This window comes from Variovorax atrisoli (assembly GCF_014195185.1).
Classification (GTDB): domain Bacteria; phylum Pseudomonadota; class Gammaproteobacteria; order Burkholderiales; family Burkholderiaceae_C; genus Variovorax; species Variovorax atrisoli.
On sequence record NZ_JACIBG010000004.1, the window covers coordinates 201,503 to 228,440 of the forward strand.

Here is a 26,938-nt window from a genome sequence, read left to right on the forward strand (position 1 = left end):
CCGCTGCGCGGACGGGGACCTTCGGCCTATTCGATGGCCTTGACCATATCTTCCACTACTTTTTTAGCATCGCCAAAGACCATCATCGTCTTGTCCATGTAGAACAGCTCGTTGTCCAGGCCGGCGTAGCCCGCGGCCATGGAGCGCTTGTTCACGATGACGGTCTTGGCCTTGTAGGCCTCCAGGATCGGCATGCCGTAGATCGGGCTGCCCTTGGTGTGCGCGGCCGGATTCACCACGTCGTTGGCGCCCAGGATGATCGCCACGTCGGCCTGGCCGAACTCGCCGTTGATGTCCTCCATCTCGAACACCTGGTCGTAGGGCACCTCGGCCTCGGCCAGCAGCACGTTCATGTGGCCGGGCATGCGGCCGGCCACCGGGTGGATGGCGTACTTCACCGTGATGCCCTTCTCGGTGAGCTTCTGCGCAAGCTCCTTCACCGCGTGCTGGGCACGGGCGACGGCCAGGCCGTAGCCCGGCACGATCACCACCGTCTCGGCATTGCCGAGCACGAAGGCCGCGTCGTCGGCGCTGCCGCTCTTCACCGGGCGCTGCTCCTTCGCGCCGCCGGTGGCCGCGGCCGCCTCGCCGCCGAAGCCGCCCAGGATCACGTTGAAGAACGAGCGGTTCATGGCCTTGCACATGATGTAGCTCAGGATCGCGCCCGAGGAACCCACCAGCGAGCCGGCCACGATCAGCATCGCGTTGTTCAGGCTGAAGCCGATGCCCGCGGCTGCCCAGCCCGAGTAGCTGTTGAGCATCGACACCACCACCGGCATGTCCGCGCCGCCGATCGGGATGATGATGAGCACGCCCATCACGAAGGCCAGCGCCAGCATCGCGAAGAAGGCCGTCCAGCTCTCGGTGAACACGAACACCAGCCCCAGGCCGATGGTCGCCAGGCCCAGCACGAGGTTGAGCATGTGCTGGCCGGAGAACTGCACCGGCGCGCCCTGGAACAGGCGGAACTTGTACTTGCCCGAGAGCTTGCCGAAGGCGATGACCGAGCCGCTGAAGGTGATGGCACCGATGGCCGCGCCCAGGAACAGCTCCAGCCGGTTGCCGGGGGGAATCGCGTAGCGCACGAAGCCGTCGAGAATGACGGCGCCGTCCGGCGTCTGCGCGCCGATGAGCGCAGCGGCAGGCGCGGCGGTGATGCCGAAGGCCCATGGCTCGGCCACCGCGGCCACCGCGATGAACACCGCCGCCAGGCCGATCATGCTGTGCATGAAGGCAACCAGCTCGGGCATCTTGGTCATCTCGACCTTGTTGGCCATGTAGGCGCCCAGGCCGCCGCCGACGACGACCGCGGCCAGCACCCAGGCGATGCCGGTGCCGAAGTCGACGTTGAGCGAGCGCGTCAGCCCGTGGATCAGCGCGACGGTGGTCAGCACGGCGATCGCCATGCCGGTCATGCCGAAGATGTTGCCGCGGATGGAGGTGGTGGGATGGCTCAGGCCCTTGAGGGCCTGGATGAAGCAGACGCTGGCGACGAGGTACAGCAGCGTGACGAGGTTCATGCTCACTTGGCGGCTCCCTCTTCAGCCTTCGGTGCGGCCTTCCTGTCCTTCTTCTTGAACATCTCCAGCATCCGCCGCGTGACGAGGAAGCCGCCGAAGACGTTCACCGCGGCCAGCGCCACGGCCAGAACGCCCATGGTCTTGCCCAGCGGCGTGGTCGTGAGCGCGGCCGCCAGCATGGCGCCCACGATCACGATGGCCGAGACGGCATTGGTCACGGCCATCAGCGGCGTGTGCAGCGCCGGCGTGACGGTCCACACGACGTGGTAGCCGACGTAGATCGCCAGCACGAAGATGATCAGGTTGATGACGGTGTGAGAGACGATGTCCATGTTCTTCTCCTCGACGGGCGTTGTTACTTCTTCGTGACCTGGCCGTCCTGCGTGACGCGGCAGGCGGCGACGATGTCGTCCTCGAGGTCGATCTTCAGCGCGCCCTCCTTGGTGACGATGAGCTTGAGGAAGTCGAGCACGTTGCGCGCATAGAGCGCCGACGCATCCGCCGCCACGAGCGCGGCGAGGTTGGTCTCGCCCACGATGGTCACGCCGTGCTTCACGACGGTCCTGTCGGCCTCAGACAGCGGGCAGTTGCCGCCGACGCCACCATCGGGATTGACTGGGCCCTTGCCCGCCGCGATGTCGACGATCACCGAGCCCGGCTTCATCGACTTGACCATGTCCTCGGTGATGAGCGTGGGCGCGGCGCGGCCCGGGATGAGCGCGGTGCTGATGACCACGTCGGCCAGCGCCACGCGCTTGGCGACCTCGGCCTGCTGCCGGGTGAGCCAGCTCGCGGGCATCGGCCGCGCGTAGCCGCCGACGCCTTCGGCCGCGTCTTTCTCTTCCTGGGTCTCGTAGGGGACGTCGATGAACTTGCCGCCCAGCGACTCGATCTGCTCCTTGACGCTCGGGCGCACGTCGGACGCCTCGATGACGGCGCCCAGGCGCTTGGCGGTGGCGATGGCCTGCAGCCCCGCCACGCCCACGCCCAGGATGACGACGCGCGCGGCCTTCACCGTGCCGGCCGCGGTCATGAGCATGGGGAAGAAGCGCTGGTACTTGTCGGCCGCGATCATCACGGCCTTGTAGCCGGCGATGTTGGCCTGCGAGGAGAGCACGTCCATGCTCTGGGCGCGGGTGGTGCGCGGGGCGGCCTCGAGCGCGAAGGCGGTGACGCCGGCTGCCGCCAGGCGCTGCAGGCCGGCGGCGTCGAAGGGGTTGAGCATGCCGATGACGACAGCGCCGGACTTCAGCAGCGCGGTCTCGGCCTCGGTGGGTGTGCGGACCTTGAGGACCATGTCGGCGGAGAAGGCGCCGGCCTGGTCGGTGATCTCCGCGCCTGCGGCCTGGTAGGCCGCGTCGGTCACGCTGGCTGCCACGCCCGCTCCCGCCTGTACCCGTACGGTGTGCCCTGAGGCGACCAGTTTCTTCACCGTCTCAGGTGTAACAGCCACGCGGGTTTCGCCTGCCAGTGTCTCGGCGGGCACGCCTATCAGCATAGAGATCTCCTCAGAGCAAGGGGCACAGGGGGAATGTGCCGGCAGCTTACAGCAAGATTACAGCCGGGAGCTGTCGCCGAAACGCTCTGTCGTTTTCATCCCAAAGCGTGGAGGAGCTTATGGATACTATAACTTCAGCTATTCAATTGATAGCGAATTGGGGTATTCGCTAGCGGGACGGACCATGGAGCGGCACCCCGCGCTGCCAGGCGACGTGCGGAACCGAGCCGCGAAGACGTCCGCAACGCCATCGCTCGAAATCTCTATTTGTATCCAACTGTCGCCAATTTCGTTAACAAGCAATCAGAAATCCACGATTTGCGTGCATTAGTTGCAATCCCAAAAACTTTACCTTAGTCGCAGATAGATACACTTCTGCCCAAGAATCGCCAGTTCACGGAAGCTGACGAAGGGAGGAAAAAAGGGGTTTGGAATGCGAATCGCGGTACTCGACGAAGGTGTAGACCACTTCAGGCGGATCAATCAAACCATGGCGGCGCTCGAACATGAGTGCCATCCCTACACGGAAGGAAAGGCGCTGCTGCAGGCGATGCGCCGCCAGACCTTCGACCTGCTGATACTCGGCTGGGATCTCCCCGACATGAAGGGGCCCGAGGTGGTCGCGACCATCCGCAGGGATCTCAACAGCCGCGTTCCCATTCTTTTCGTCTCCGACAAGCCCGGCGAGGCCGACATGGTCGAGGGCCTCAATGCGGGAGCCGACGACTTCATGGCCAAGCCCACGCGCTCCGGCGAACTCGAAGCCCGCGTCAACGCCTTGCTGCGACGGTCCTACCCGGCCCAGCACGAGAGCGAACTGGTCTTCGGCCCCTATCACTTCTACCCGCCTTCGCGCGTACTGAAGGTGCGGGGTGTGCAGGTCGAGCTGAAGAACCGGGAATACGAACTCGCGCTCTTCCTGTTCCAGAACCTCGGCCGGCTGCTCTCGCGCGAGCATCTGCACGAAGCCGTCTGGGGCCTCGGCATCGAGGCGCTGTCGCGCTCGCTCGACACGCACATCTCGCGGCTTCGGACCAAGCTCGACCTGCGCCCGGCCAACGGTTTCCTGCTGCTGGCCATCTACGGCCTCGGCTACCGCCTCGAAACCATCGAGGCCGATGCGCTGCCCAGCGTGGTCGATGCCCGCTGAAGTCGGGTTTCAGGCCGAGCTACAGTAGTCTCTGAAACGGCGCGCCCGGCGTGCGCCGCACCGAGGAACGAGACGAATGAATCCGATGATCCGGCTGCTGCTCGCCATCACACTGCTCTGGAGTTGGCTCGGCCCTGCCACCGCCGGGGAAGAGGTCGAAGCCAGCGACATGGTGCGCGGCGGCATGCTGGCCATCCAGATGATCGACCAGGGCCGCGCCGGCGAACTGTGGGACGGCGCCACGCCTGCCGCCCGCAAGCGCGTCTCCCGCGCCGACTTCGTCAGCCAGGTCAGCCGCAGCCGGTCGACCATCGGTGCGCCGCAGATGCGCACCTGGGTGGCAGTCAATCGCCAGGTCGTCGCGGACGCCGATCCCGACACGGCCGGCCAGTACGTCAGCGTCGAGTACGAATCCCGCTTCGCGAACAAGCCTGAAGGCTCCGTGCGCGAACTCGTGAGCTTTCACCTCGACCAGGACCGCATCTGGCGCTTCAGTGGCTATGTACTGAAATAAGAGGGGCAAAAGATGGCAACTTCGCGCTGGAAGCCCAATGTCACGGTCGCCGCGGTGATAGAGCGCGAGGGGCGCTTTCTTCTCGTCGAGGAAAACACGCCCGACGGCCTGCGCCTCAACACGCCCGCCGGCCACCTCGACCCCGGGGAGTCACCGGCCGAGGGCTGCGCGCGCGAGACGCTGGAAGAAACGGCTCATCATTTCACGCCAACTGCGCTCATCGGCATCTACATGGCCCGTTCGCGCCCGCTGGCCGAGCGCGGCGAAGACACCACCTACATGCGCTTCGCCTTCACTGGCACCCTGGGTGCCTTCGAGGAAGGCCGAGCGCTCGACGAAGGCATCGTGCGCACCGTGTGGATGACGGCCGACGAGATCCGCGCGAGCGTGCAGCGGCACCGCAGCCCGCTGCTGCTGCGGTGCGTGGAAGACCACCTGGCCGGCAAGCGCCACCCGCTCGACGTGGTGCACGTCGACGAATCGGTGTGGTCGCAGCCCTGAATCGAAGAGTGAGGGGCTCCGGTGTCAGTCAGACGATGACGCCGCCGCCCAGGCAGCGTTCGCCGTCGTAGAGCACGGCCGACTGCCCCGGCGTCACCGCCCACTGCGGATCGCCGAACCGCAGGCCGAAGACGGCGGGGTTCGCACCGCCTGCCACCGTTTCCATCTCGCAGGCCGCGTCGGCCTGCCGGTAGCGCGCCTTGGAGCCGTAGGCGCCCGGCACCGGCGCCTCGCCGGAAATCCAGCTCGCGTCGTCCGCCTTCAGTTCCGAGGACAGCAGCCACGGATGGTCGTGCCCCTGCACCACCCACAGCGTGTTCTTCTCGACGTCCTTGCGCGCCACGAACCAGGGCGAATGGTCGCCCGAGCCGCGCTGCGCGCCCTTTTCCTTCACGCCGCCGATGCCCAGCCCCTGCCGCTGCCCCAGCGTGTAGAAGCTCAGGCCCTGGTGCTCGCCCAGCTTGCGGCCGCGGTCGTCCTTGATCGGGCCCGGCTCCTTGGAGATGTAGCGGTTGAGGAACTCGCGGAACGGCCGCTCGCCGATGAAGCAGATGCCGGTCGAGTCCTTCTTCTTGGCGTTGGGCAGGCCGATTTCCTCGGCGATGCGGCGCACCTCGGTCTTGTGCAGCTCGCCGATCGGGAACATCGTCTTCGACAGCTGCGCCTGGTTCAGGCGGTGCAGGAAGTAGCTCTGGTCCTTCGACGGATCGAGCCCCTTGAGCAGCTCGTGCCTGCCGGTGGCCTCGTTCAGCCGCACGCGGGCGTAGTGGCCGGTGGCGATCTTCTCGGCACCCAGGCGCATGGCGTGGTCGAGGAAGGCCTTGAACTTGATCTCGGCGTTGCACAGCACGTCGGGGTTGGGCGTGCGGCCGGCCTTGTACTCGCGCAGGAACTCGGCGAACACGCGGTCCTTGTAGTCGGCCGCGAAGTTGACGTGCTCGATCTCGATGCCCAGCACGTCGGCCACGCTGGCGGCGTCCACGAAGTCGATGTTCGACGAGCAGTACTCGCTGTCGTCGTCGTCTTCCCAGTTCTTCATGAAGATGCCGACCACCTCGTGCCCCTGCTGCTTGAGCAGGTGCGCCGTCACCGCGGAATCCACTCCGCCGCTGAGTCCCACAACGATCCGATGCTTTGCCATAAGCCCCCTATTGTCCCAGCCCCGTGGAAGGGGCCTGCGGCGTGTGGGAAATCGGGAAAACCCGTGTCGCCGGTTTGTCAGCCCGACGGCCATCGACAGGAGGGCCGGCGCTAAAGTGATTCCGGACGAAGGCGGCAGCAAGACCCGCCACGCCATTCACGAGACGACAAACGCAAGCGGAGACAAGACGCATGGCTACACCTTCGACCGCCGCCACCGCCGGCGACATCCTCCCCTGGACCCGCACCTATCCCGAAGGCATGCGCTGGGACGCCGAACTGCCGGTAAAGCCGGTGCAGCAGATGCTCGACGAGGCCGTCGAACGCTGGCCCGGCCAATCCGCCGTCGAGTTCATGGGCCAGGCCATCACCTACCGCGAACTCGGAGCTGCCGTCGAGCGCGCGGCCAAGGGACTGCAGGACCTGGGCGTGAAACCGGGCGTGCACGTCGGCCTCTACCTGCCCAACACGCCGCACTACCCGATCGCCTTCTTCGCTGTGCTGAAGGCCGGCGGCACGGTGGTCAACTACTCGCCGCTGGACGCCGAGCGCGTGCTGGCACACAAGATCGAGGACAGCCGCACCGACATCCTCGTCACCCTCGACCTCGTCAACCTCTACCCGCAGATGGCGCGCCTGCTCGACAGCTCGCGCCTGAAGACGCTGGTGGTCGGCAGCCTCGGCGACTACGGCGCCATGGGCGACAAGGTGCAGGCCCAGCTGCAGGGCGCCGGCCAGATCGCCCCGGTGCCGGTGGACGACCGGCACGTGCGCTTCACCGACCTGCTGAAAAGCGAAGGCACTCACAAGACCTACCCGCTGGGCGACCTCGCCGAAGAGATCGTGGTGCTGCAGTACACCGGCGGCACCACCGGCCTGCCCAAGGGCGCGATGCTCACGCACGCCAACCTCACCTCCGCCTCGGCGCAGTACTACGAGTCGACCCGGGGCGAGCCGCCCATCCTGGATGAAGGCAAGGAGCGCTTCCTGGTGGTGCTGCCGCTCTTCCACATCTTCGCGCTCAGCGCCGCGATGCTGCTCGGCGTGCGCCTGGGCGCGGCGCTGGTGCTGCACACGCGCTTCGATGTCGATGCGGTGATGAACGAGCTCGCCGCCAGCCGCATCAGCGTGTTCCCCGGCGTGCCGACGATGTACACCGCGATCCTCTCGCACCCCAAGGCCAGGGAGATGGACCTGCGCTCGCTCAAGTTCTGCGGCTCGGGCGGCGCGCCGCTGCCGGTGGAGGTGGAGCAGCGCTTCTTCGAGCTCACCGGCTGCCATCTGAACGAAGGCTGGGGCATGACCGAGACCTCGCCCGTTGGCACCTTCACCCCCGCGCGCGGCCTGCGCAAGGCGGGGTCGTGCGGCATGCCGCTGCCGCAGGTTCGCATCAAGCTCGTGAGCCTGGACGACCCGGCGAAGGACATCACCACTTTCGGCGAGGCCGGCGAGCTCTGCATCAAGGGCCCGAACGTGATGAAGGGCTACTGGAACAACCCCAAGGCCACGGCCGATTCGATGACGCCCGACGGCTACTTCCGCAGCGGCGACGTCGCGAAGATGGATGCCGACGGCTACCTCTACATCGTCGACCGCACCAAGGACATGCTGCTGTGCGGCGGCTACAACGTCTATCCGCGCGTGCTGGAGGAGGCGGTGTACGAGCACCCCTCGGTGGCCGAGGTCTGCGTGATCGGCATCCCGGACGAGTACCGCGGCCAGTCGCCCAAGGCCTTCGTGAAGCTCAAGGACGGCACGCCCGAGCTGACACTCGACGAGCTCAAGGCCTTCCTGAAGAACCGCCTTGGCAAGCACGAGATGATCGGCGCGCTCGAGATCCGCGCCGAGCTGCCCAAGACGCCGGTGGGCAAGCTCTCGAAGAAGGACCTCGTCGACGAGGAAGCCCGCAAGCGGGCGGCATAGCAGCCGAGCGGCACCCGGCTTTTTCGTGGAACACCGGGGAACCGGCTTCGCCGGGCCTCAGGTGTTGCCCCTGGTAGGGGTTGGCGCACGCGGCACGCAGTGCGCGAAGCCCGGGGGCGAGCCTAGTGAAAAGCTCCGGCGAGCAGCTCGTAGGAACGCAGCCGCGCCACGTGGTCGAACACCTGCGAGGTGATCATGAGCTCGTCCGCGCCGGTGCGAGCGACGAAGGCTTCCACGCCCTTCTTCACCGTCTCGACCGAACCGACCGCCGAGCACGACAGCACCGAGTCGAGCAGCGCGTTCTCCGCCGGGCCGATCTTCTGGCGATAGCCCTCCACCGGCGGCGGCAGGCGGCCCGGGCGGCCGCTGCGCAGGTTCACGAAGGCCTGCTGCCACGAGGTGGCGCGGAACTCGGCCTCCTCGTCGGTGTCGGCCGCGAACACGTTGAAGCCCAGCATCACGTACGGCTTCTGCAGTTGCGCCGAAGGCCTGAAGGTCTCGCGATAGATCTGGATGGCCTGCATGATCTGCTGCGGCGCGAAGTGCGAGGCGAAGGCGTAGGGCAGGCCCAGGTGGGCGGCCAGCTGCGCGCCGAAGGTGCTCGATCCGAGGATCCACACCGGCACCTCCAGCCCCGCGCCGGGCACGGCGCGCACCGGCTGCTGCGGGTTCTTCGACATGAAGTCCATCAGCTCGATCACGTCCTGCGGGAACTGGTCGGCGTCCGACTCCAGGTTGCGCCGCAGGGCCCGTGCGGTGCGCTGGTCCGAGCCCGGCGCGCGCCCCAGGCCAAGGTCGACGCGCCCCGGGTACAGCGATTCGAGCGTGCCGAACTGCTCGGCGATCACCAGCGGCGAATGGTTCGGCAGCATCACGCCGCCGGCACCGATGCGGATGGTGGATGTGCCCGCCCCCACGTAGGCCAGCAGCACGGCGGTGGCCGCGCTTGCGATGCCCGGCATGCCGTGGTGCTCGGCCAGCCAGTAGCGCGTGTAGCCCAGCTTCTCGCCATGCTGCGCCAGCGAGAGCGAGTTGCGGAACGACTGCGCGGCGTCGCTGCCCTCGGTGATCGGGGAAAGGTCGAGGATGGAGAACGGAATCATGGGCGCGATCATGGCCCCAAGCGCCCATTTCCGTCGCCGCAGGGGCTATTCGGTTTGGTATAGCGTGGTCACGCTGGCGAAGTCGCGGCCGTTCTGCTCCACGCTCGCCTGGAAGGGCACGCTCTCGCCCGGCGCGATGGCCGGCAGGTTGTCCACCAGCTTGAAGCCCGTGAGCTGCCCGGTGCGGTCGCGCAGGCTCACCCACAGCCGCACCTTGCCGACGATGCCCGTGCCCGGGTTCTTCACGCTGCCGCTGACCACCACGTACTTGTACGAAAAGCGCTGGCTGAAGTTGAGCAGCACGCTGCCGATCTCGGCCTTGGTGCCCGTCACCTTCACCTCCAGCGGCTTGCGCGGGCCGGGCAAGGCGGCGCGGCGCATGGGCTTCCACTCGATGCGCGTGTCGGTGATGCGCTCCATGTCCTGCGGCTCCAGGTAGATGGGAAAGCGCTCGCCGGGATACAGGTAGGCCAGCCCCGAGATGGTGGTCGTGCCGTGCGCCTTGCTGCCGCTGAAGCGCGAGATCACGCCGCCCGGCGCGAGCACGACAGCGTCGGTGCTGCGGTTGACCAGTTCGCCCAGGAAAAGCCGCTGCTGGATGTTGTTGCGCCCGTCCACCAGCGGCAGCAGCTCGAGCTGCTTCTCGTCGAAGCGCTCGCTGTCGTCGGCCAGCAGGTCGTCGGTGCCCAGGCGCAGCTCGGGATTGAAGCTCTCCGCTCCGCCTGCGGTGCGGACCACGCGCTCCGCATTCAGCACCGGCGTGCGTCCGCCCGAGGCCTCGACGACGCTGTAGCCGATGCGATAGTCCCACGCCGCGATGGCCGCCGCGCGGCCGAAGCGCGAGATGCTCACGTCCACCGAGGTCCGCCCGCCGGGCTGGATCTCGTTGGCCTGCCCGTAGCCGTGGCCGAAGCCGATCACCTGCCCCGCGTCGTCGTACAGCGTGGCCAGCACCTCGAAGCCGCCGAGCGTGGTGGCGTCCTTGCGGTCGTTGACGATGCGGCCCACCAGCCGCACCCGGTCGCCCTGCTGCACCAGCCGCACGCGCGAGAACGCCATGCGCGGCCCCTTGACCGCGCTGTAGGGCTCGGCCAGCTTCTGCACGCGCAGCTCCTGCCGCGTGACGTTCTTGCCGCTGGGCATGTCGACCAGCACGGGGGCGCTTTCGCCGGGCTCGAGCACGGCCACCGGCAGCGTCTCGCTGCGCTCGTCGAGCTTGTTCTCGCCGTCGTAGTACACGGCGCGGATGCCTGCGCGCGACAGCGGCTTGCCCGTCTCGTTGCGCGCCACCACCAGCAGCTTGGGGGTGGCCGAGCTGCCGCCGCCCACGAGCACCTGGCGCGGCTCGTCGAGCTTGAGACCTTCGACGGGAATGGTGCGGTCGATGGCGGCGGCCACGCGCTGCGAAGCGCCGCGCGTGTCGGCATTCCTGTTGCCGAGGACCACGCCGATCACGCCGAAGAGCACCACCGCGGCCACCGCCACGCCGACCGCGATGCCGAGCTTGCGGAGCATGAGCGCCTGCTTGCGCGCCTCCTCGGCCGCAAGCCGCCGGCCGGCTTCGTTCTTCACCTGGTTGAGCACGCGCTCCAGCCGGTCGGAGACGTTGTCCTCCACCAGCGTGACGGAGCCGCAGTGCTCGCAGGTGTATTCGTTGAGGCCGGTGCGCTTGAGCACGCTGCTGCCGCATTCGCCGCACTTGAGCGTCTGGAGATCGATGGTCATGTCTGAAAACTGCTCCCGTCTTTTCTTTTGCTGCGCCTCTCGGCCCGCTACCAATCGAAGGCGTCTGCGATTCCCTCGGCCCGGTCGGCCCCCACGAGCGGCGCGAGCCGCTCGACGAGGCGCGCGCGATGCACCGGGTTCACCGAGAAGTCGTCCATGAAGATGTCTTCGCCCGCCTCATCCCAGACCTGGCCGATGGTGCCGAGGCACGCGGCCATCTCCAGGATTTCGGCGAAGAGGGGCTCGTCGTCCTCCCACCTGCCCGCGCCGTGCCGGGCGAACTGTATCGCGCCGCTGCGCAGGTCGAAGACGAAGGGATCGCCGCCCTGGTCGGCCACCACCAGCCAATGATCGGGCCATGAGTCGAGACGTTCACCGGTGATGCCGTGCCACCGGTACCCGGCCTGCAGCGACCACAGCCGTGCCAGCGGCGGAATGCTGAACGGGTTGCCGGCCGTGGCGACGGTGAGGCCCGCGTGGCCCACGCGCTCGTTGATCCAGTTGCCCAGCGGGCCGACCTGCTCGTAGAAGGCCGCGACCGCTTCGGGCAGCGCGATCTCGCCGCGCCAGTGTTCGGCAGCGAGTTGCGGCGCCAGCGCGCCGTGCGGAGCCAGCGCCGCGCGAGCCTGTTCTGTCGATGCCACGTGATTTCCTCCGCTTTCAGGACTCACAGGCCGCACGCAGCGCGGTGCGAAGCGCTGCCACGTCGCCGGCCGCGGTCTCGCGCACGCCGGGCAGCGCGCCCAGGCCGCAGGCCGTCGATGCGACCACCGGCACGCCCGCCGCCACGGCACGCAGCAGCGCACGCGGCGCGTGCTCGACGTGCGCGGGCAGCACGACCACGGCGGCGCCTGCGAGCCAGTCGCCCTGCCAGTTCATGTGCCCGACATGGCCGATGCCCTGCCAGAGCCCATCGTCGTCGGATGCGGAGCCCAGCACGCGCAGCCGGCAAGGCCAGCCCTGCAGGGCCGCGGCCAGCTCGCGCGCGCCCTTGCGCGCCAGCGCGCTCGCCGCGAAGACGACGAGCGGCAGATCGGCATCCGCGCGAACTACGGCCCCTGCCTGAGGCAGCGCCCATTCGAGCCTGCGCAGTTGCGCCTGCGGGGCCGGCGCTGCCAGCCGCCGGGCGACTTCGGCATGCGGCGTCACGATGGCCGAGGCGCGGGCCAATGCCAGCGACTCCGCACGCACCAGCGACGCATCGGCGCGGAAGTCGCGCAGGGTGGCGTCATCGGGCCAGCGCCGGGAGGCTTCGTCGAGCCGCCGCTCGATGTCGGCCATCGGCAGCGCGCCGGCCAGCACCACCACGCCGCGGCCATCGAGCGCGCCGAGGCGCTGCAGGTGCGGCAGCAGCGACTGCTCGACCACCAGTTGCGTGTGCTCCGGCCTCAGCCGCGCCGCGAAAGCCTGCGCGAGCCAGCGCTGGCCATCGATCAGGCTGGCCTGCCGCCGCCCCGCCCGCCGGGCCCACAGCCGCTGCCACAGGGCGCGGCGCAGGCTCGCGGTCCACGGTGCCTGCGGGGCCAAGGCCGCCGGCTCGCGGTGCCAGCCCGTCGCGGGCCTGCGCCAGAAGGCGAGTCGCATCGGCACCGGCTGCATGCGCTGCGCGCGCGGATGCTCTTCGCGCAGGTAGCGCGCGAACTCCGGCGTCCAGGTGTCGAGCAGCGCGACGGTGAGACCCTGCGGGCCGACATCGACCTGCGGGCGATGGCGGAAGCAGGCGGTCTGGTCGCAGCTGAGGCAGCCGCGCGCCACCGGCGGCGCGGCGTTCGCGTCTCCGCTCGAGTCATCGTTCGTGCGGCGCACAGTGACTGGCACGAAAGGCACGGTCGAGGCGCCGCGGCCGCGGATGCGCAGCACCAGCTCCGAGCCGGTCAGCTCCACTTCGAGCCGCCACGCCTGCCTGGCGCGCACCTTCAGATCGATGTAGTTCCAGAACACCGTCGCGTCGACGGCATCCGGGCCCGGCTCGCCGGCCTGCTCGATGCGTGCCGTGTGCCCGTGCCGCTCCACCAGGTCGAAGCCCGCACGCGACGCCACGGTGGCGAGCGCGTTCGACAGCTGGCACAGCCCGCCGGCCAGCGTCGGCACCACGCAGCCGCCGCGCAGCTCGCGCCCCTGCACGAAGCCGCGCCATGCGGCGGGCCTGCCCAGCTGGCGCCAGAAGCTCAGGACCTCGCCGGCCGGCACCTCGACGGCATCGAAGGCGCGGCGCGCGACACGCAGGTTCTGCACCTTGCCGGCCACGAGCGGGAATTCGTCGGCGCGGCCGTCGGTCCACAGGGGTGTGCGGCAGTGGGCGAGCACCGGCGCGTCGGCCAGCGCACCGCTGCCTTCGGTCCACCGGCGGGCCGAGGGCCGCAGCGTCTCGCGCAGCGCGTGGGCGGTGGCCAGGAGCCGCGAGCGCAGCCAGAAGTCGATCGCGTCGATGCGGCGCGGCGGCTGCCAGGCCTGCACCCTCACGCGGAGGGGCCTCGCTTGCGCCATTGGCCGAGGTCGGCCTCGATGCGCTCGTCGATGTTGCCGCTCCACTGCACGCCGAAGCCGGCGGCGCGCAGCAGCTCGACGATGCGGCGGCCCACGACCACGGTGTTGGCTTCGCGCTGCTCGATCTCGGGAATCATCCCGCCGCTGAAGGCCAGGTGCAGGCGGCCGGTGCGCACCGCCCGGTCGAGATCCTGTGCGTGATAGAAGCAGCAGCCCCGGATGCCCGATTCCATGCGGCCCGCGGCACGCCATTGCTCGCGCACGTCGTCATGGCCGTCGGCGAGCGTGTTGCCGGCGCGGTGCAGCGCGATGATCTTCTCGCTGCGCAGCTGGGCGAACACGGCCTCGAGCCGGTCGTATTCGGTCTGCTCGGGCCATTCGGCCTCGGCGGCGCGCTTGGCGGCGCATGCACGGGCGGCCTCGGCCTTGACCCAGGCGCGGTCCTCGTAGGTGAGCTCGTCGGGGTCGAGGTACTCGTCGGTGATCATCCACTCGACATCGGCATCGGGATGAAAGCCGCTCCACACCAGGTCGTGGATGCGTCCGCGCGTGTCTTCGGGGTCGAGTGTGAGTGCCATGCGTGTTGGGCTGCCGCCTCGGCGGCAGCGGGTCATGCTTTCTTTTTTCCTGGCGGAAGCGTGCTGGTATTTTCACCCGGGCGCACCACGATGGCGCGTTAATGCGAAAGCATGATGTCCGGCGGACACCCCTTCCGAATCGCACCATCATGAAGGATGCGACATGGCAAGGCAATGCGCCTTATGGCGCAGCCGGCTCCTCCACATGGCCGGGTTTGCCGGGACTGCTGGCTATGCTTGGCGGCTCTCCATGCCGCAGCCACACCGCCTTCCAGACCCCGCCCCCGCATCGGCCGACGAGCGCCTGCCCACCTCGTGGACCTCCGCCATGCCGCAGGCCACGGAGCGCATGCCAAGGACGGCCGCCGACCGGATCGCCTGGCTGGTCGCGCTCGCGGTGCTGGTCTTCATGGCCGTCTTCGGCCTGCAGGCGATGCGCTGGTCGCTGGCCGGCGGCTGGCAATGGCTCTGGATGCTGGTCGGCTTGCCGTTCTTCGGCATCTTCTCGGTGCTGTCGGTGCTGGCCGTCGTCACGAGGCTGCGCGAACGCCGCCGGGTGCGGGTGGCGCTCGAGAACATGTCGCTGGAGCGCGGGGAAGGCTTTCGCGCAGGCGAGCCGCTGGAACTGCGCCTGCGCGCGGCGGTGCCGGCCGCACAGGAGGGCGAGCGCACGGTGGCGCCGGAACGCATTTCGATGCGCCTGATGCGGCACCGCACCGCCGATGCAGCCGGGGAATGCTGCTGCGAAGCCGTCGCCTCGCGCGAGGAGGCACGCGACGGCCGGGTGCTCTATGCCTGCGAACTGCGCGCGGACGCCGGGCTCGATGCGGCGCGGTGGTCCGTCGAACTGCACGAGGCCCCGGACGGCAGCGGCGCGCCCATCCTCACCGCACAACTAAGGCTGCTGCCCGGCCGCTGATCGGCAAGCGGACGCAAAAAGGCCGGGCCATGCATCGCGCATGGCCCGGCCTTCAAGTCTTCAGCTCTGCGGCGGATTACAGCGGCAGTGCGTCGCCGTGGGCGGCAGCGCGGGCTGCGGCACGAACCGCGGCGCGGTCCACCGAGCTGGCCACGATCGGGGCCACGCCGGACGAAGCGCCTTCGGCGTACGGGTCAGCGCTGTGGGCGGCGGCCACGGCTTCGGAACGGACGGCAGCGCGGCTGGCGGTCGAGACGATCACCGGGGCCGGGCCGGCGTTGGCACCGGTGGCGTAGGGGTTGGCGCTGTGCGCGGCGACCACGGCCTGGCTGGCGACGTCGGCGCGGCTGGCGGCCGAGGTCAGCGGGTGCACGCCTTCATAGGTTTCGGCGTGGGCGACACCGGCAGCGGCCAGCAGGGCGAGGGAAACGGCGGAGAGGAGCTTCGAGGCGGTCATTTGGATGTGTCCTTCAATTAATTCGGGTTCTGGTTCTTGGTCTGGATCAGCTGAAGGGCTGGTCCATGGGAAGAATTGTGCGCCCGTTATCTAAGTAAAAACCCTTAGACAATGGAACCACGGTGTTCACACCCTGGAAACAATCAACCGCCAAGAAGGCGCATCACCGCCTGTCGTAGAGTCCCCGCATGAGCCAATCAGCCCCCACCCTTTCACCCCATCCGACCGTCTGGGGAAGCCCCGACACCGTGTTCGACCGGCTGGCGGGCGAATGGCGCCTGCAGCGCACCATCGAAGGCCAGGCCACCATGAGCGGCGTCGCCAGGTTCACGTTGCTGGAGGCCGGGGGAATGCTCAGGTACCGCGAGGAAGGCCGCATCCGCCTGGCCGACGGCAAGGAGTTCGACGGGCACCGCGAATACCTCTTCGAGCGAGCGCCCGGCGGCTTCGTGGTGCATTTCGCCGAGACGCCGCCGCGCCTGTTCCACGCCATCGCCATCGTGCGCGACGGCGACGTGCTCGCCGGCTCGGCCACGCACCTGTGCACGCCCGACACCTACGACAGCAGCTACCGCTTCCTGCCCGACGGCTCCTTCGGCATCCGCCACGTGGTGCACGGCCCGCGCAAGGACTACCTCTCGGACACGGTCTTCAGCCGCCTGGGCTGAACGCGGCCATTCAGTCGCGGTCGAGCCGCCAAGCCGGCATGCCGCGCACCACCGTCTGCACGAGCATCGCGCAGATGCCGCACTTGATGAGGTCGCCCGGAATGAACACCAGCATGGCCACGGCGGCCTGCGACAGCGACATGTGGGCGATCCACGAGAGCCCGACGATGCCGAAGCCGTAGACCACGCCGATCCCGCCGACCAGCGCGGAGAGGAAGGCCGCCGCCAGCAGCGGAAGGCCCGTCGCTCCGCCGATGCGGCGCACCGCCAGGCGCATCAGCAGGCCGCAGGCGAAGGCGCCGAACATCCAGCCGAACAGGAAGCCGCCGGCCGGCGCCACGAACACGCTCAGGCCGCCGCGGCCGCCGGGCAGCAGCGGCAGGCCCAGCGCCACCGCGAGCAGGAACAGCGCGATCGCCAGGAAGCCCCGGCGCGGCCCCAGCAGGCAGCCCGCGAGCATCACGCCCAGCGACTGCAGCGTGATCGGCACGCCGAACGGCAGGTCGATCTTCGGGATCAGGCCGAACACCGCCATCAGCGCTGCGAAGAGCGCGATGTACGCCAGCGAGCGGGAGGAAGCGAGGGAGCCTGAAGTGGTGGTCATGGCGATGGCAATCGAAAAGAAAGAAGAGAAGACAGGAAGATCGATTCAGCGCCCGAGCCGCGCGGCCAGCGCATCGGCCACGCGCTCCGCCGTCTGCAGCGTGCGGATGGTCAGCGGCGCCAGCAGCCGCAGGCCGCCACCGTGGCCCGAGCGAGCGCGGTAGGCATCGTCGAGGCGCTGCCACTGCACGTAGAAATTTTCGGCGAAGCGCAGCATCAGGCCAAGGCCGAGCGCGATCCGCTCGGTCGGCACGCCAAGGCGCTGCAGCGGATGCAGCACGGCCTCGAGCACCGCCAGCAGGTCTTCGAAACGGGTGGTCAGCGTGAGCATCAGCGCGAGCGTGGCGGCACTGGCCAGGCGCAGCGCGCTGGCCACGCCCAGCAGCGTGGTGCCCATCGCCCAGTGGAAGCCGACGATCAGCCCGCCCGCGACGGCCACGCCGAGCAGCATGCGCACGCGCCGCCACGCCGGTCGGCCGAGCGATGCGAACACCAGCAGCACCACCGCGCAGGCCGCCGCCAGGTGAGCGGGCCGCTCGACCAGCACCAGCAGCGTGCCGCACACCGACAGCACCGCGAGCTTGATCCATGCCGCGATCGCATGCAGCCAGGTCGGCTGTTCCGAATAGAGGCTACGCATGGCGCCCCCGCTCGGCCGCCGCGCGCTCGCGCACGTCCTCGGCATAGGCCTCGCAGATCTCGCGGCCCGGTCCGTCGGCGCGCACCCTGCCCTGTTCGAGCCACAGCACGCGCTCGAAGTCGTAGACGTGCTCGAGCAGGTGCGTGGACACGAGGATCTGGTGGTCGCTCTCTTCCAGCTGCGCGGCCAGGCGCGCCTGGCTCAGCAGGTCGAGGCTGGCGAAGGGCTCGTCGAGCAGCAGCGTGGCCGGCTCGCTGATCTGCAACGCGAGCAGGCACACCTGCTGGCGCTGGCCCTGGCTCAGCTCGCTCACTGCGCGCCCGGCCCAGGCTTCCAGCCCGCGACGCGCGAGGAACTCGCGCGCCTGCTGCCGCGCCGCCTGCCGCGTCTCGCCGCGGGCGGTGAGGCTGAAGGCCAGTTCCTCGGCCACGGTCGGGAAGATGATCTGGTCGTCGGGGTTCTGGAACATCAACCCGACGTGCTTTGCGAGCTGGCTGCGGTCGATCTGCGTGTCGCAGCCATGCACCACCACGCGCCCCTGCTCGGGCTGGTCGAGCCCGCTGACGAGGCGGAACAGGCTGCTCTTGCCCGCACCGTTGTCGCCGACGAGGCCGATGCGCATCTCCTGCAGGTCGAGCGTCAGCCCCTCGAACACGCGGTGGCTGCCGCGCACCAGCGTCACCGCTTCGAGGCGGATGCTGTGCGAAGAATCGGTATCTGACGGGCTGGGCTGCGGCAAGGGGCGCCCACTGTACCCGAAGCCGTCCGGCCGGCGCGAGGCTCAGGCCGTGGCGGGAAAGAGCGCGGTGAGCTCGCCGACCGACAGCATTCCCTCGCCCATCGTGCCGAAGCGGCCCTGGTCGAAAGCTTCGGCAGCGATGCGGTTCACCAGCCCCAGCGCGGACTGCAGCGGCCCGCAGCCCAGGCTGATGCGCCGCGCCCCGGCCCGCGCGAAGGCATCGGCCGACAGCGCACCCGCATAGCCCGCGTACACGTTGAGCGGCAACTCGAGCGCACCCGATAGCCGCGCGATCTCCTCGGGGCTGGACATGCCCGGCACGAAGATGCCGTCCGCGCCCGCCGCCGCATAGAGCTTCGCGCGGCGCAGCGCCTCCTCGAAACGCGCCGCCGGGTCTTCCCATGGCACGAAGTAGACGTCTGTACGCGCGTTGATGAAGAAGCGCGCATCCAGCCCGCGGATGGCCGCGATGCGCTCGCGCAGCACCTCGGGCGATGCCAGCTCGCGCGTACCGGGCAGGGTGCCGTCCTCGATGTTGATGCCGGCCGCGCCCATGCCGATCAGTTCTGCTGCGACTTCGCGCACCGCCTGCGCGCTATCGCCGAAGCCGCTCTCGATGTCCACGCTCACCGGCACGCTCGCCACGCGGCAGATGCGCGCGCTGGCAGCGAGCAGTTCGTCCACCGGCATGCGCTCGCCGTCGGCGTAGCCCAGCGACCAGGCCATGCCCGCGCTGGTGGTGCCGATGGCTCTGGACCCGGCGCGCTCCACGATGCGGGCGCTGGCGGCGTCCCAGGCGTTGACGAGCACCAGCGGCGCGGGGCCCTCGTGCAGTCGGTGGAATGTCTCTGTCTTCTGCTGCGCGTCGCTGGCTCGCATGGTCATTCGTTGGGCAAGTTGAGGAATGACTGCAGCTTAGGAACGGCGCGCCGCGCCGGCTTGGAAAAAACTGCTATTTCATTTCACGCCGTAGCCGCGCGCCGCCCGCAGCGCGATCAGGCTCACCACCACGCCGAAGCCCACGTAGAACGCCGGGGCGATCTTGCTGCCCGTGGCCGTGATGAGCCAGGCGCTGATGAAGGGCGCGAAGCCGCCGAAGATCGCCACGCCGAAGCTGTAGCTCACCGACAACCCCGTGCCGCGCGTGGCCGCCGGGAACAGCTCCGACATCGCCGCCGAGATCGGCCCCCAGTAGGCCGAAGCCACCACGCCCATCGCGGTGAGCGCGAGCATCAGCGCCGGCACCGACGGATGGTTCACCAGCAGGTAGAACAGCGGCACGATCATCACCAGCATGACCAGCGCCGCGGCGCGCATCACGGGAATGCGCCCCACGCGGTCCGACATGCTGCCGAACAGCGGCACCAGCACGAACTGCAGCACGCCGAACCAGAAGGTGCCCGCGAAGGCCATCGACGGCGGCAGGCCCAGCTGCCGCACCGCGAAGGTGGGCATGAAGAGCCCCGTGTAGGCCACGATGGTCGCGAGGATGATGAGCCCCATCGCCGCCAGCGTGCGGCCGCGCTGGTCGACCAGCGTGGCGCGCACGGGCGCGGCTTCCTGCGCGGCGCGCTTGAACTCCAGGCCTTCGTCGAGGTGGCGGCGGATGTACAGCCCCGCCGGCCCGATCAGCAGGCCGAAGAAGAACGGAATGCGCCAGCCCCACGACAGCAATTGCTCGGGCGTGAGCAGTGCGTTGAGCCCCATGCCGAAGCCGGCCGCCAGGAAGGTGGTGACGCCCTGGCTCGCGAACTGCCAGCTCGAGAAGAAGCCGCGGCGGCGCGGATCCTGCTCGGCCAGCAGCGCGGTGGCGCTGCCGAACTCGCCGCCGGCCGCGAAGCCCTGCAGCAGCCGCGCGAGGATCACCAGGCCCGGCGCCCACAGCCCGATCTGCGCGAAGGTCGGCGCCACCGCGATCAGCAGCGTGCCGCACAGCATCAGCGCCATCGAGAGCGTCAGCGCGTTCTTGCGCCCCCTGGCGTCGGCGTACGCGCCCAGCACCAGCGAGCCGATGGGCCGCATCACGAAGGTCACGCCGAAGGTGCCCAGCGTGATGAGCAGCGAGACGGTGTCGTTCTCGGCCGGGAAGAAGAGCTTGGAGATGGTGACGGCGAGAAAGCCGTAGATCACGATCTCGAACCACTCCAGCGCATTGCCGATGGAGATGGCGGTGATGACCCGCAGCGTGCTCTGCCGGGAGGCCGGTCCGGCGGGTTCTGAAAGGTCGGCGGTGCGTGGGGCGAGTGTGCTCATGGTGCTGCGTGCTCCAGGGATGGTTGATCTGCAAGGTCCGCGCCCGTCGCGGGCCGGACGCCGAAGTGGTGCAGCACGTTGCGCAGCAGCCCTTCGAATGAGGGGTCGGCGCCGAGCACCCAGCTCGCGCCGACGGCGCCTGCGTTGAACACGCGGCCGCCTTGCGGGCGCTCCCAATAGATCATCTCGGCCGAGAGCCCGCCCAGCGAATCGGTCGGCTGCGAGTAGTAGTCGAGGTAGGCGTCGAGCCGCCCGGGGCGCTGCCTGCGCCCCTCGGCGATGACCTGGATGCCGCGATGCGGCTCGGGCAGGCGCTCGCCCGCGGGCAGCGTGCGCGTCATGCGGCGCAGCGTCGCGACGCTCAGGTCCCACTCGTGGCCGATGGCCCTCGGCAGGCCACCGCCCGGCGCATGGCCGAAGGTGGAGCCTTCTTCGAGCCCCAGCGGATGTGGCTGCGTGAACAGGAAGTGCCCCGGCTGCGTCGCGTGGTACACGCCGAAGTCGTCGCCGTCGGCGAAGGCCCAGCCGGCCGACTCCAGTCCGATGAGGTCGGCGCACGAACGCCCGGCCTGCCTGAACTGGCCGCCGCGCGCCCAGTCCTGCGAGTGGTACTGCTCGCCGTAGGGGCCGGCCGGCGGGCGCAGTTCCACCGATTCGGCGCCGTCCTCGTCGCCGGGGCCGCGCACCTTGCGCTGCTCCATCACCGTGCATTCCTCGTCGTAGCTCACGCGCAGGTACATGGTGTTGCCCGACAGCACGATGGCGGTGCCGCCGTTCGAGAGGTAGTCGTCGAGCCCGTCGCAGGCCGGCTGCGACCAGTATTCGCTGTGGCCATTGATGAAGACCGTGCCGTAGGCCTTCAGCAGGCCCGGGTCGCGGTGCAGGTCGAGGTCGCTCGCCACGTCGTAGTCGTAGCCGCAGCGATCGAGCCACACGTGCAGGCGGCGCTCCAGCCGGGTCCACTGGCTGAAGCCGGCATCGGCCGGGTCGTACAGCGCATTGGGGCTGGCGTTGGGCCAGGGCATGCGCAGGCCGACCTGGTAGGTGGGCTGGCCGCCGCGGTGGTAGGTGTAGCTGCAGAAGGCCGGCGCCTCGGGGTGGCTGTTCTGCAGGCCGGCCGAACGGCGCGGCCACACCGGGTCGCTCGCGACGTTCTTCGCGAAGGGCGTGGCCGCGTAGGCCAGCCAGCTGTTGGTGGCGCACAGCACCAGCACGGGTGCCGGAGCGCGGTTCGCAGCGCGCCGCACGATGAAGGTGATGTCGTATTCGGCGCTCCGGCCGTCGAGCAGGAAGCTCACGCGGCCCACGTACACGCCCGACTTCGCATCCGCCGGCATGCGGAACGCATGGCTCTCGGGCCAGCGGCAGTCGTAGAGGTCGTCGCTCGCCAGGCGCAGGCCGTGGCCGCGCGTGGGGTCCGTCAGCGGGTCGTAGCCGTCGTCCGAGAACTCGTTCACCCGGTGCGGCTCGAAGGCGGGGCCGACGATCATCCAGGTGCCGTGGTTGACGATGCGGCCGGTGCGCTGGTGGCCGCTGGCATCGGCCACCACGTCGCCGCGCTCCTCGCGCAGCGGCCAGCAGGCGAGCACGGTACGGCCGCGCGGCGTGTGCAGGCCGCGGTCGGCGAAACGGGCCTTGACCTCGTCGGCCTGCAGCGCGTGCGAATAGATCGCCGGCATGACGATGTCGCCCTCGAGGAACGCGTCCGCCAGGCCGTCGATGCCGCTGCTGCCCAGGCGCAGCGGCGCGCGTCCCGGCTGCAGCGGGCCGTCGAAGCGGCCGCGCGCGACGGCTTCTCCGTCGAGCCACAGCACCGTCTCGCTGCCGTCCCACGTCGCGACGACGTGGTGCCAGCGCCGAGGCTGCAGCGCACCGCCCGAGAGCTGCCCCTCGGCGCGGAATGCGCCGCCGTCGCCCAGGTGGAACACCGCGCGCCCGTCCTCGTCGATGAAGAGCCCGTAGCCGCAGGCGCCCGGCAGGTCGAACTGCCCGATCACACTCTGGCGCGTGCCCAGGCTCCACACCTGCACCCAGCATTCGAGCGTGAGCGCGCGCAGCGGCTGGTCGAGCCCGCGCTCGACGCGCACGTAGGAGCCGGGGTGGATCGGGTGCACGCGCGGCGCCGAAGGCTCGAAGGTGTGCAGCACCGTGTCGTCCGTGCGGCCCTCGGTGTCGGAGCCGAGCTGGCACACGGAGAGCGTGTAGGGCACGTCGCTGCTGATGTGGAAGCGCACCACCTCGCCGGCGGCCACGCTCTTGCGGTCGGTGTAGCCGTGCACGCCGGACACCTGCAGGCTGCGGTGCGGGGGGAGGATCTTCTGCTGCTGCATCGTCATGCCGCGGTGGCCAGGCCCTTGGCCGCGATCTCGTCGGCCAGGCCGTGCAGCGAGCGTTCGAGCAGGTCCGCCAGTTCGTCGATCTCGGCCGCCGTGATGGTCAGCGGCGGCGTGATCATCTGGAAGTCGCCGAAGGCGCCCAGGTTGGCGCGCCGGTTGTACAGCGCGATGCCGTGCTTCAGGCCGTGCTCGGTGAGCCGCGCCGGCGCGTTGAAGCTTGCCGGCAGCTGCCGCTTCGTCGCCTTGTCGGCCACGATCTCGATGGCGGTGAAGAGCCCCTTGCCGCGCACGTCGCCCACGATGGGCGAGCGCGCAGCCACCTCGCGCAGGCGCGCCATCAGCAGCTCGCCCATGTCGCGTGCGCGCCTCACGAGATCTTGCTCGATCACCTCGCCGAGCACCGCATTCGCCACCGCGCATGACAGCGGGTTGGTGAAGTAGGTGTGGCCGTGCACGAAGCCGCCGCTGCCCGCGACCGCGTCGACGATGCGGTCGGGCACCAGCAGCGCGCCCAGCGGCGTGTAGCCCGCCGCCAGCCCCTTGGCGAGTGTGACGAAGTCGGGCCGCGCGCCGGCCCAGTGGTGCGCCGCGAGGAAGGCGCCGGTGCGGCCCGCGCCGCTCATGATCTCGTCGTAGATCAGCAGCACGCCGTGGCGGTCGCAGATGGAGCGCACGCGCTCGAAGTACACGGCGGGCGCCACCGCCGCGCCGGTCGAGAGCCCGCCGATCGGCTCCATGATGAAGGCCAGCACCGTGTCGGCGCCCTCGCGCACGATGGTGGTCTCGAGCTCGTCGGCGCAGGCCAGCGCGTGGCTCTCGGCGGTGTGGCCGGCGGGAATGCGATAGGACAGCGGCGCGCTCACCTTCGGCATCTCTCGCACCATCGGCCCGTAGATCGACTGGGTGTGCGCATCGCCCGTCACGGCCAGCGCACCCAGCGTGGAGCCGTGGTAGCTCGGGTTGCGCGAGATGACCTTGGCGCGCTTCGGCTGGCCCATGACCACCGCGTACTGCCGCGCCAGCTTGATCGCCGACTCGTTGGCCTCGGAGCCGCCCGAGACGAAGAAGGCCCGGTCGAAGCCCTCGCCCGCCAGTGCGCAGACGCGGTCGGCCAGCTCGATGCTCTGCTCGCTCTCGAAGAAGCGCGGGTAGGCGAAGGTGACGCGCGCCGCCTGCTCCTGCATGGCGGCCAGCACGCGCGGATTGCCGTGGCCGATGTTGGCGACCACCGCACCGGCCGTGGCGTCGAGGAAGCGGTGCCCGCCCTCGTCCCACAGGTAGACGCCCTCACCGCGCGCGATGCGCGGCGGCCGCGGCGTGCCCTTGGCGGCGTAGAAGCCGAGCACGGAACCGCCCTTGGGCGTGTCTCCCACGGTGCGGGGGGTCTTGTCTTCGGTCGTCGAGGCGCTCATCGGCGGGTAATCCATTCGTTCGCAGGTCTTGAAGGCCCCAGACGATAGGCACGGCCGGCCCTTGCGGGTAGACGTATGGTCCGATGAAGTGCTATACGTCTGGCGCATGAAGAACACCCACGACCGCCTCGACCTGCTCCAGACCTTCATCCGCATCGGCGAGAGCGGATCGCTCAGCAAGGCGGCGCGACTGCTGGACACCACGCAGCCCACGGTGAGCCGCCGCCTGCTGGAACTGGAGCGGCTGCTGGGCGTCAAGCTGGCGATCCGCAACACGGCCAATTTCTCGCTCACCGACGAAGGCCGCTCGCTGCTGGCCGAGGCGCACGACCTGACCGACCGCTGGTCGGGCCTCTCGCAGCGGCTGCAGGGCGGCCAGAGCCGGCCGGAGGGCACACTGCGCGTGATCGGACCCTCCGGCTACGGCACCGGCTTCCTCACCGACGCGGTGACCGACCTGCGCGCGGCGCATCCGCAGCTGCGCGTGGAGCTCACGCTGACCGACCGCGTGGTCGACCTCGCAGCATCCGGCGCCGAGTGCTGGGTGTGCGTGGGCGAAGTGCGCGACCCCGGCCTCGTCTGCCGCACCGTGGGCCGCATGGAGCGGGTTCTGATCGCCACGCCCGAGCTGCTCAAGCGCACCGGCCCCATCACGCTCGCCCGGCTGCCCCAGGTGCCGTGCGTGGGGCTGATCCCGTACGTGACGGGCAATGTGCGGCTCATCAATCGAGCGGGCCGCTCGCGCATCGTGCCGCTGGACACGCCCATCCGCACCGACAGCCTGCTCGCGAGCTACCGCGCGATCCTCAACAGCGCGGGCATCGGCGCGGCGGCGCCGTGGATGTGCCATGACGACATGCAGGCCGGCCGCCTCAAGCGCGTGCTGCCGAACTGGTGGCTGGAGCCCATCGGCGTGCACGTCGCGCTGCCGCCGGGGCTGTACCGGCCGGCACGGGTCACGGCCTTCGTGGAAGCGCTGCGGCGGCGCATGCACGCCCTGCCGGGCTTCAGGCCGGCGGGGTGAGACCCGGCTGCATCAGCGCGACGACGGGATAGCGGCGCCATCCCGCTTCCGCATGGCGCCGGCCGTGCGCGAAGATGAAGCCCAGCACCGCCTGCGGGTCGCCCAGCTTGTCGGGGTTGTCGGCCTTCCACTGCTCGAACAGGCGCTTCAGCCCGGGCTCGTCTTCCAGCATGCGCAGCGCGGTGTCCTCGAAGACGTAGGCCGAGAAGTTCTCCTTCTTCTCCAGCACGCTGTTGAAGAAGCCCCAGCGGAAGAAGCTGTCGTGCGCGAGCGGCTCCAGCGTCTCGACGGCATAGCGTGCACCCGGCTGGTCCAGCGAGACGAGAACGTCGCCCGCGCGCGCCTGGAAGGGCTCGGTGCTTTCCGACAGCACCACCTCGTCGTGGAACATGTGGCCTTCGTAGGCGTTGGGGCGGGAGGCCACGTCGCGGATGCGATAGACGCGCACCGCGTCGAAGAGCCGGTCTTCCTCGAGCCGCTCGAGCGCGACGCCGTTCCACGCCAGCCGCTCGATCGCCTCGCGCCATGCCTGCGGCACGAGGTAGGCCCTGGGCGCAGCGGCCGTCGCTTCCTCGATGCAGCGGTCGAAATGGACGATGTCCTTCTCCCACGGCTGGCTGCGGTCGTAGGCCAGGCGCTCGTAGTTGCCCAGCAGGCTGGGCGTGCGGACCGCACTGTAGCCCTTGAAGCGCAGGCTCGCGGGCCGGCTGCGGTCGTTGCGCCAGGTCAGCGGCCAGCGCGTCTGCCGCGCGGCTTTCGCCTTCGCCTCGCGGCGCAGTTCCTGGATGCGCGCAGCGTTCGCGATGGCGAAGTCGAGCACCGTCTCCACCAGCGCCCGCATCGAGGCCACGCGGTCGGCGAAGGGCTTGAGCATGTGGGTCTCGGGCATGAAGCCGATGGTGTGGTGCAGCGCGGCGTAGCCGGTGGAAAAGCGCGGCAGGTCGAGGAAGTCCTCGATGCCGTCGTCGGGCGTCTCGGCCAGCAGGTTCATGTACGGGCAGGTGGGCCAGCCGCGCCGCTCCATGCCTGCGTAGATCGCGGGCAGCATGCTCTCGCGCAGGAAGGCGCCGAGCCCGCCGCCGAGCTTGTCGGGCTGGGTCGGGATCAGCGTCATGGTGTAGCTGTAGTCCGCGCCGTTGGAGGTGTGGGTGTCGACCATCACGTCCGGGTCCCACGCGGTGAAGAAGCGGTTGAACACCTGCGCGGCGAGGCTGTCGCACTTGATGAAGTCGCGGTTCAGGTCCAGGTGCCGGCCGTTGCCGCGGAAGCCGAAGGATTCCGGCCCGAGCTGGTTCACGCGCGAGGTGCTCTGCCGCTCGATGCAGCCGTCCACGTTGTAGACCGGGATGAACAGGAACACAGTCCGGCCCAGCGCCGCCAGCCTGTCGGGCCGCGTGCAGAAGTCGCGCACCAGCGCCATGCAGGTGTCGATGCCCTCGGGCTCGCCGGGATGGATGCCGTTGTTGTTGAAGAACACCGGCCGGCCCTGCCGCTCGAGCGTCTCGCGGTCGAACACGCCGTCGGCGCTGACCACGCCGGCATGGAGGGGAACGCCGGTGTCCGAGGTTCCGATCTCGCCCCAGCGCAGCACGCCGGGGAAGTCCCTGGCCAGCCGCTCGTAGAAGGCGATGCATTCGGCCCAGGTGGCGGTCTGGTTGCCGTTGCCTGCCTCGAAGGGCGTGACGTACGAGGTGTCTTGTGGAGCGGTCATGGGAAGAAGGCTACAGTAGTCGCCCTTCCCGGTCATC

25 protein-coding genes are annotated in these 26,938 nt (G+C 69.4%); 7 read left to right on the forward strand and 18 right to left on the reverse strand.

The window, feature by feature from the left end:
* Nucleotides 1-26 precede the first annotated feature (26 nt).
* Genes FHY06_RS16120 through FHY06_RS16130 form a run of 3 tightly spaced genes read right to left on the reverse strand, consistent with a single transcriptional unit; the run spans nt 27 to nt 3,018 of the window.
* The gene (locus FHY06_RS16120) at nt 27-1,526 is read right to left on the reverse strand and encodes an NAD(P)(+) transhydrogenase (Re/Si-specific) subunit beta (RefSeq protein WP_184605763.1); all 1,500 of its coding nucleotides are present in this window, start codon (nt 1,524-1,526) and stop codon (nt 27-29) included.
* On the reverse strand, nt 1,523-1,852 hold the full coding sequence (locus FHY06_RS16125) for an NAD(P) transhydrogenase subunit alpha part 2 (protein WP_019655561.1): 330 nt from the start codon (nt 1,850-1,852) through the stop codon (nt 1,523-1,525). Before FHY06_RS16125 ends, FHY06_RS16120 begins: the two co-directional genes overlap by 4 nt.
* Before the next feature lie 23 nt (nt 1,853-1,875).
* The gene (locus FHY06_RS16130; protein WP_132751993.1) at nt 1,876-3,018 is read right to left on the reverse strand and encodes a Re/Si-specific NAD(P)(+) transhydrogenase subunit alpha; all 1,143 of its coding nucleotides are present in this window, start codon (nt 3,016-3,018) and stop codon (nt 1,876-1,878) included.
* A 433-nt stretch (nt 3,019-3,451) separates the two neighbouring features.
* Here FHY06_RS16130 and FHY06_RS16135 point away from each other — a divergent pair, with 433 nt between their 5' ends.
* The 3 genes from FHY06_RS16135 (at nt 3,452) to FHY06_RS16145 (ending at nt 5,183) form a co-directional block, all read left to right on the forward strand.
* A complete protein-coding gene (locus FHY06_RS16135; protein ID WP_184605764.1) occupies nt 3,452-4,168 on the forward strand; it encodes a response regulator transcription factor in 717 nt (238 codons plus the stop codon).
* Between the two features lie 76 nt (nt 4,169-4,244).
* Nucleotides 4,245-4,682 (forward strand): DUF4019 domain-containing protein, encoded by a 438-nt coding sequence (locus FHY06_RS16140; RefSeq protein WP_145760188.1) that lies wholly within the window; start codon nt 4,245-4,247, stop codon nt 4,680-4,682.
* Between the two features lie 12 nt (nt 4,683-4,694).
* Nucleotides 4,695-5,183 (forward strand): NUDIX hydrolase, encoded by a 489-nt coding sequence (locus FHY06_RS16145; protein ID WP_184605765.1) that lies wholly within the window; start codon nt 4,695-4,697, stop codon nt 5,181-5,183.
* A gap of 28 nt (nt 5,184-5,211) precedes the next feature.
* Here FHY06_RS16145 and mnmA read toward each other — a convergent pair whose 3' ends face one another.
* On the reverse strand, nt 5,212-6,324 hold the full coding sequence (mnmA, locus tag FHY06_RS16150) for a tRNA 2-thiouridine(34) synthase MnmA (protein ID WP_184605766.1): 1,113 nt from the start codon (nt 6,322-6,324) through the stop codon (nt 5,212-5,214).
* Nucleotides 6,325-6,515: 191 nt separating this feature from the next.
* Between mnmA and FHY06_RS16155 the strand changes: the two genes are divergently transcribed.
* Entirely contained in the window at nt 6,516-8,246 is a 1,731-nt protein-coding gene (locus FHY06_RS16155) for a long-chain-fatty-acid--CoA ligase (RefSeq protein ID WP_184605767.1), read from the forward strand.
* 122 nt (nt 8,247-8,368) lie between these two features.
* Here the strand turns inward: FHY06_RS16155 and FHY06_RS16160 are convergent, their stop codons facing one another.
* From FHY06_RS16160 to FHY06_RS16180, 5 genes are read right to left on the reverse strand one after another with little or no spacing between them, the layout of a single operon-like run.
* Nucleotides 8,369-9,349, reverse strand: a complete 981-nt coding sequence (locus FHY06_RS16160; RefSeq protein ID WP_132751987.1) for an LLM class flavin-dependent oxidoreductase — start codon at nt 9,347-9,349, stop codon at nt 8,369-8,371.
* A gap of 45 nt (nt 9,350-9,394) precedes the next feature.
* On the reverse strand, nt 9,395-11,074 hold the full coding sequence (locus FHY06_RS16165; RefSeq protein ID WP_184605768.1) for an FxLYD domain-containing protein: 1,680 nt from the start codon (nt 11,072-11,074) through the stop codon (nt 9,395-9,397).
* Nucleotides 11,075-11,121: 47 nt separating this feature from the next.
* Nucleotides 11,122-11,718 carry a hypothetical protein gene (locus FHY06_RS16170; RefSeq protein ID WP_184605769.1) on the reverse strand — a complete coding sequence of 199 codons (597 nt, stop codon included), beginning with the start codon at nt 11,716-11,718 and terminating at the stop codon, nt 11,122-11,124.
* Nucleotides 11,719-11,734: 16 nt separating this feature from the next.
* On the reverse strand, nt 11,735-13,537 hold the full coding sequence (locus FHY06_RS16175; protein ID WP_311733701.1) for a VanW family protein: 1,803 nt from the start codon (nt 13,535-13,537) through the stop codon (nt 11,735-11,737).
* Nucleotides 13,534-14,139 carry a DUF6891 domain-containing protein gene (locus FHY06_RS16180; protein ID WP_126184027.1) on the reverse strand — a complete coding sequence of 202 codons (606 nt, stop codon included), beginning with the start codon at nt 14,137-14,139 and terminating at the stop codon, nt 13,534-13,536. The genes FHY06_RS16175 and FHY06_RS16180 overlap by 4 nt, the downstream gene beginning before the upstream one ends.
* Nucleotides 14,140-14,389: 250 nt before the next feature.
* On the opposite strand from FHY06_RS16180, the gene FHY06_RS16185 reads away from it, so the two are divergent.
* On the forward strand, nt 14,390-15,058 hold the full coding sequence (locus tag FHY06_RS16185; protein ID WP_260310470.1) for a hypothetical protein: 669 nt from the start codon (nt 14,390-14,392) through the stop codon (nt 15,056-15,058).
* A 76-nt stretch (nt 15,059-15,134) separates the two neighbouring features.
* On the opposite strand, the gene FHY06_RS16190 is transcribed toward FHY06_RS16185, so the two are convergent.
* Nucleotides 15,135-15,515 carry a hypothetical protein gene (locus FHY06_RS16190; RefSeq protein WP_019655549.1) on the reverse strand — a complete coding sequence of 127 codons (381 nt, stop codon included), beginning with the start codon at nt 15,513-15,515 and terminating at the stop codon, nt 15,135-15,137.
* A gap of 188 nt (nt 15,516-15,703) precedes the next feature.
* On the opposite strand from FHY06_RS16190, the gene FHY06_RS16195 reads away from it, so the two are divergent.
* A complete protein-coding gene (locus tag FHY06_RS16195; protein WP_132751982.1) occupies nt 15,704-16,183 on the forward strand; it encodes a DUF6314 family protein in 480 nt (159 codons plus the stop codon).
* A gap of 10 nt (nt 16,184-16,193) precedes the next feature.
* Here the strand turns inward: FHY06_RS16195 and FHY06_RS16200 are convergent, their stop codons facing one another.
* From FHY06_RS16200 to FHY06_RS16230, 7 genes are all read right to left on the reverse strand, one after another.
* Nucleotides 16,194-16,787, reverse strand: a complete 594-nt coding sequence (locus FHY06_RS16200; protein WP_026346485.1) for a biotin transporter BioY — start codon at nt 16,785-16,787, stop codon at nt 16,194-16,196.
* Nucleotides 16,788-16,832: 45 nt separating this feature from the next.
* Complete coding sequence (locus tag FHY06_RS16205; protein WP_126184029.1) at nt 16,833-17,426, reverse strand: energy-coupling factor transporter transmembrane component T family protein; 594 nt, start codon at nt 17,424-17,426, stop codon at nt 16,833-16,835.
* Nucleotides 17,419-18,165: an energy-coupling factor ABC transporter ATP-binding protein gene (locus tag FHY06_RS16210; RefSeq protein ID WP_184605771.1), complete on the reverse strand. Its 747-nt coding sequence runs from the start codon at nt 18,163-18,165 to the stop codon at nt 17,419-17,421. The genes FHY06_RS16205 and FHY06_RS16210 overlap by 8 nt, the downstream gene beginning before the upstream one ends.
* A 42-nt stretch (nt 18,166-18,207) precedes the next feature.
* Nucleotides 18,208-19,050, reverse strand: a complete 843-nt coding sequence (locus FHY06_RS16215) for an isocitrate lyase/PEP mutase family protein (protein ID WP_184605772.1) — start codon at nt 19,048-19,050, stop codon at nt 18,208-18,210.
* A gap of 72 nt (nt 19,051-19,122) precedes the next feature.
* The gene (locus FHY06_RS16220) at nt 19,123-20,418 is read right to left on the reverse strand and encodes an MFS transporter (protein ID WP_019655543.1); all 1,296 of its coding nucleotides are present in this window, start codon (nt 20,416-20,418) and stop codon (nt 19,123-19,125) included.
* On the reverse strand, nt 20,415-22,754 hold the full coding sequence (locus FHY06_RS16225; protein WP_184605773.1) for a LamG domain-containing protein: 2,340 nt from the start codon (nt 22,752-22,754) through the stop codon (nt 20,415-20,417). The genes FHY06_RS16220 and FHY06_RS16225 overlap by 4 nt, the downstream gene beginning before the upstream one ends.
* Nucleotides 22,751-24,166 (reverse strand): aminotransferase family protein, encoded by a 1,416-nt coding sequence (locus FHY06_RS16230; protein ID WP_184605774.1) that lies wholly within the window; start codon nt 24,164-24,166, stop codon nt 22,751-22,753. The genes FHY06_RS16225 and FHY06_RS16230 overlap by 4 nt, the downstream gene beginning before the upstream one ends.
* Before the next feature lie 106 nt (nt 24,167-24,272).
* On the opposite strand from FHY06_RS16230, the gene FHY06_RS16235 reads away from it, so the two are divergent.
* On the forward strand, nt 24,273-25,190 hold the full coding sequence (locus FHY06_RS16235; protein ID WP_019655540.1) for a LysR family transcriptional regulator: 918 nt from the start codon (nt 24,273-24,275) through the stop codon (nt 25,188-25,190).
* Here FHY06_RS16235 and FHY06_RS16240 read toward each other — a convergent pair.
* Nucleotides 25,174-26,901, reverse strand: a complete 1,728-nt coding sequence (locus FHY06_RS16240) for a M14 family zinc carboxypeptidase (protein ID WP_184605775.1) — start codon at nt 26,899-26,901, stop codon at nt 25,174-25,176. The two genes, FHY06_RS16235 and FHY06_RS16240, sit on opposite strands and share 17 nt — an antisense overlap.
* Between the last annotated feature and the right edge of the window lie 37 nt (nt 26,902-26,938).

Coding starts and splice junctions, on each gene's coding strand:
- FHY06_RS16180 (WP_126184027.1), bottom strand. CDS start 14,139: ATGGCACTCACACTCGACCCCGAAGACACGCGCGGACGCATCCACGAC.
- FHY06_RS16205 (WP_126184029.1), bottom strand. CDS start 17,426: ATGCGTAGCCTCTATTCGGAACAGCCGACCTGGCTGCATGCGATCGCG.
- FHY06_RS16220 (WP_019655543.1), bottom strand. CDS start 20,418: ATGAGCACACTCGCCCCACGCACCGCCGACCTTTCAGAACCCGCCGGA.
- FHY06_RS16235 (WP_019655540.1), top strand. CDS start 24,273: ATGAAGAACACCCACGACCGCCTCGACCTGCTCCAGACCTTCATCCGC.
- FHY06_RS16230 (WP_184605774.1), bottom strand. CDS start 24,166: ATGAGCGCCTCGACGACCGAAGACAAGACCCCCCGCACCGTGGGAGAC.
- FHY06_RS16195 (WP_132751982.1), top strand. CDS start 15,704: ATGAGCCAATCAGCCCCCACCCTTTCACCCCATCCGACCGTCTGGGGA.
- FHY06_RS16215 (WP_184605772.1), bottom strand. CDS start 19,050: ATGACCATGCGAGCCAGCGACGCGCAGCAGAAGACAGAGACATTCCAC.
- FHY06_RS16125 (WP_019655561.1), bottom strand. CDS start 1,852: ATGGACATCGTCTCTCACACCGTCATCAACCTGATCATCTTCGTGCTG.
- FHY06_RS16185 (WP_260310470.1), top strand. CDS start 14,390: ATGCCGCAGCCACACCGCCTTCCAGACCCCGCCCCCGCATCGGCCGAC.
- FHY06_RS16130 (WP_132751993.1), bottom strand. CDS start 3,018: ATGCTGATAGGCGTGCCCGCCGAGACACTGGCAGGCGAAACCCGCGTG.
- FHY06_RS16165 (WP_184605768.1), bottom strand. CDS start 11,074: ATGACCATCGATCTCCAGACGCTCAAGTGCGGCGAATGCGGCAGCAGC.
- FHY06_RS16145 (WP_184605765.1), top strand. CDS start 4,695: ATGGCAACTTCGCGCTGGAAGCCCAATGTCACGGTCGCCGCGGTGATA.
- FHY06_RS16155 (WP_184605767.1), top strand. CDS start 6,516: ATGGCTACACCTTCGACCGCCGCCACCGCCGGCGACATCCTCCCCTGG.
- FHY06_RS16135 (WP_184605764.1), top strand. CDS start 3,452: ATGCGAATCGCGGTACTCGACGAAGGTGTAGACCACTTCAGGCGGATC.
- FHY06_RS16190 (WP_019655549.1), bottom strand. CDS start 15,515: ATGACCGCCTCGAAGCTCCTCTCCGCCGTTTCCCTCGCCCTGCTGGCC.
- FHY06_RS16240 (WP_184605775.1), bottom strand. CDS start 26,901: ATGACCGCTCCACAAGACACCTCGTACGTCACGCCCTTCGAGGCAGGC.
- FHY06_RS16160 (WP_132751987.1), bottom strand. CDS start 9,349: ATGATTCCGTTCTCCATCCTCGACCTTTCCCCGATCACCGAGGGCAGC.
- FHY06_RS16200 (WP_026346485.1), bottom strand. CDS start 16,787: ATGACCACCACTTCAGGCTCCCTCGCTTCCTCCCGCTCGCTGGCGTAC.
- mnmA (WP_184605766.1), bottom strand. CDS start 6,324: ATGGCAAAGCATCGGATCGTTGTGGGACTCAGCGGCGGAGTGGATTCC.
- FHY06_RS16140 (WP_145760188.1), top strand. CDS start 4,245: ATGAATCCGATGATCCGGCTGCTGCTCGCCATCACACTGCTCTGGAGT.
- FHY06_RS16225 (WP_184605773.1), bottom strand. CDS start 22,754: ATGACGATGCAGCAGCAGAAGATCCTCCCCCCGCACCGCAGCCTGCAG.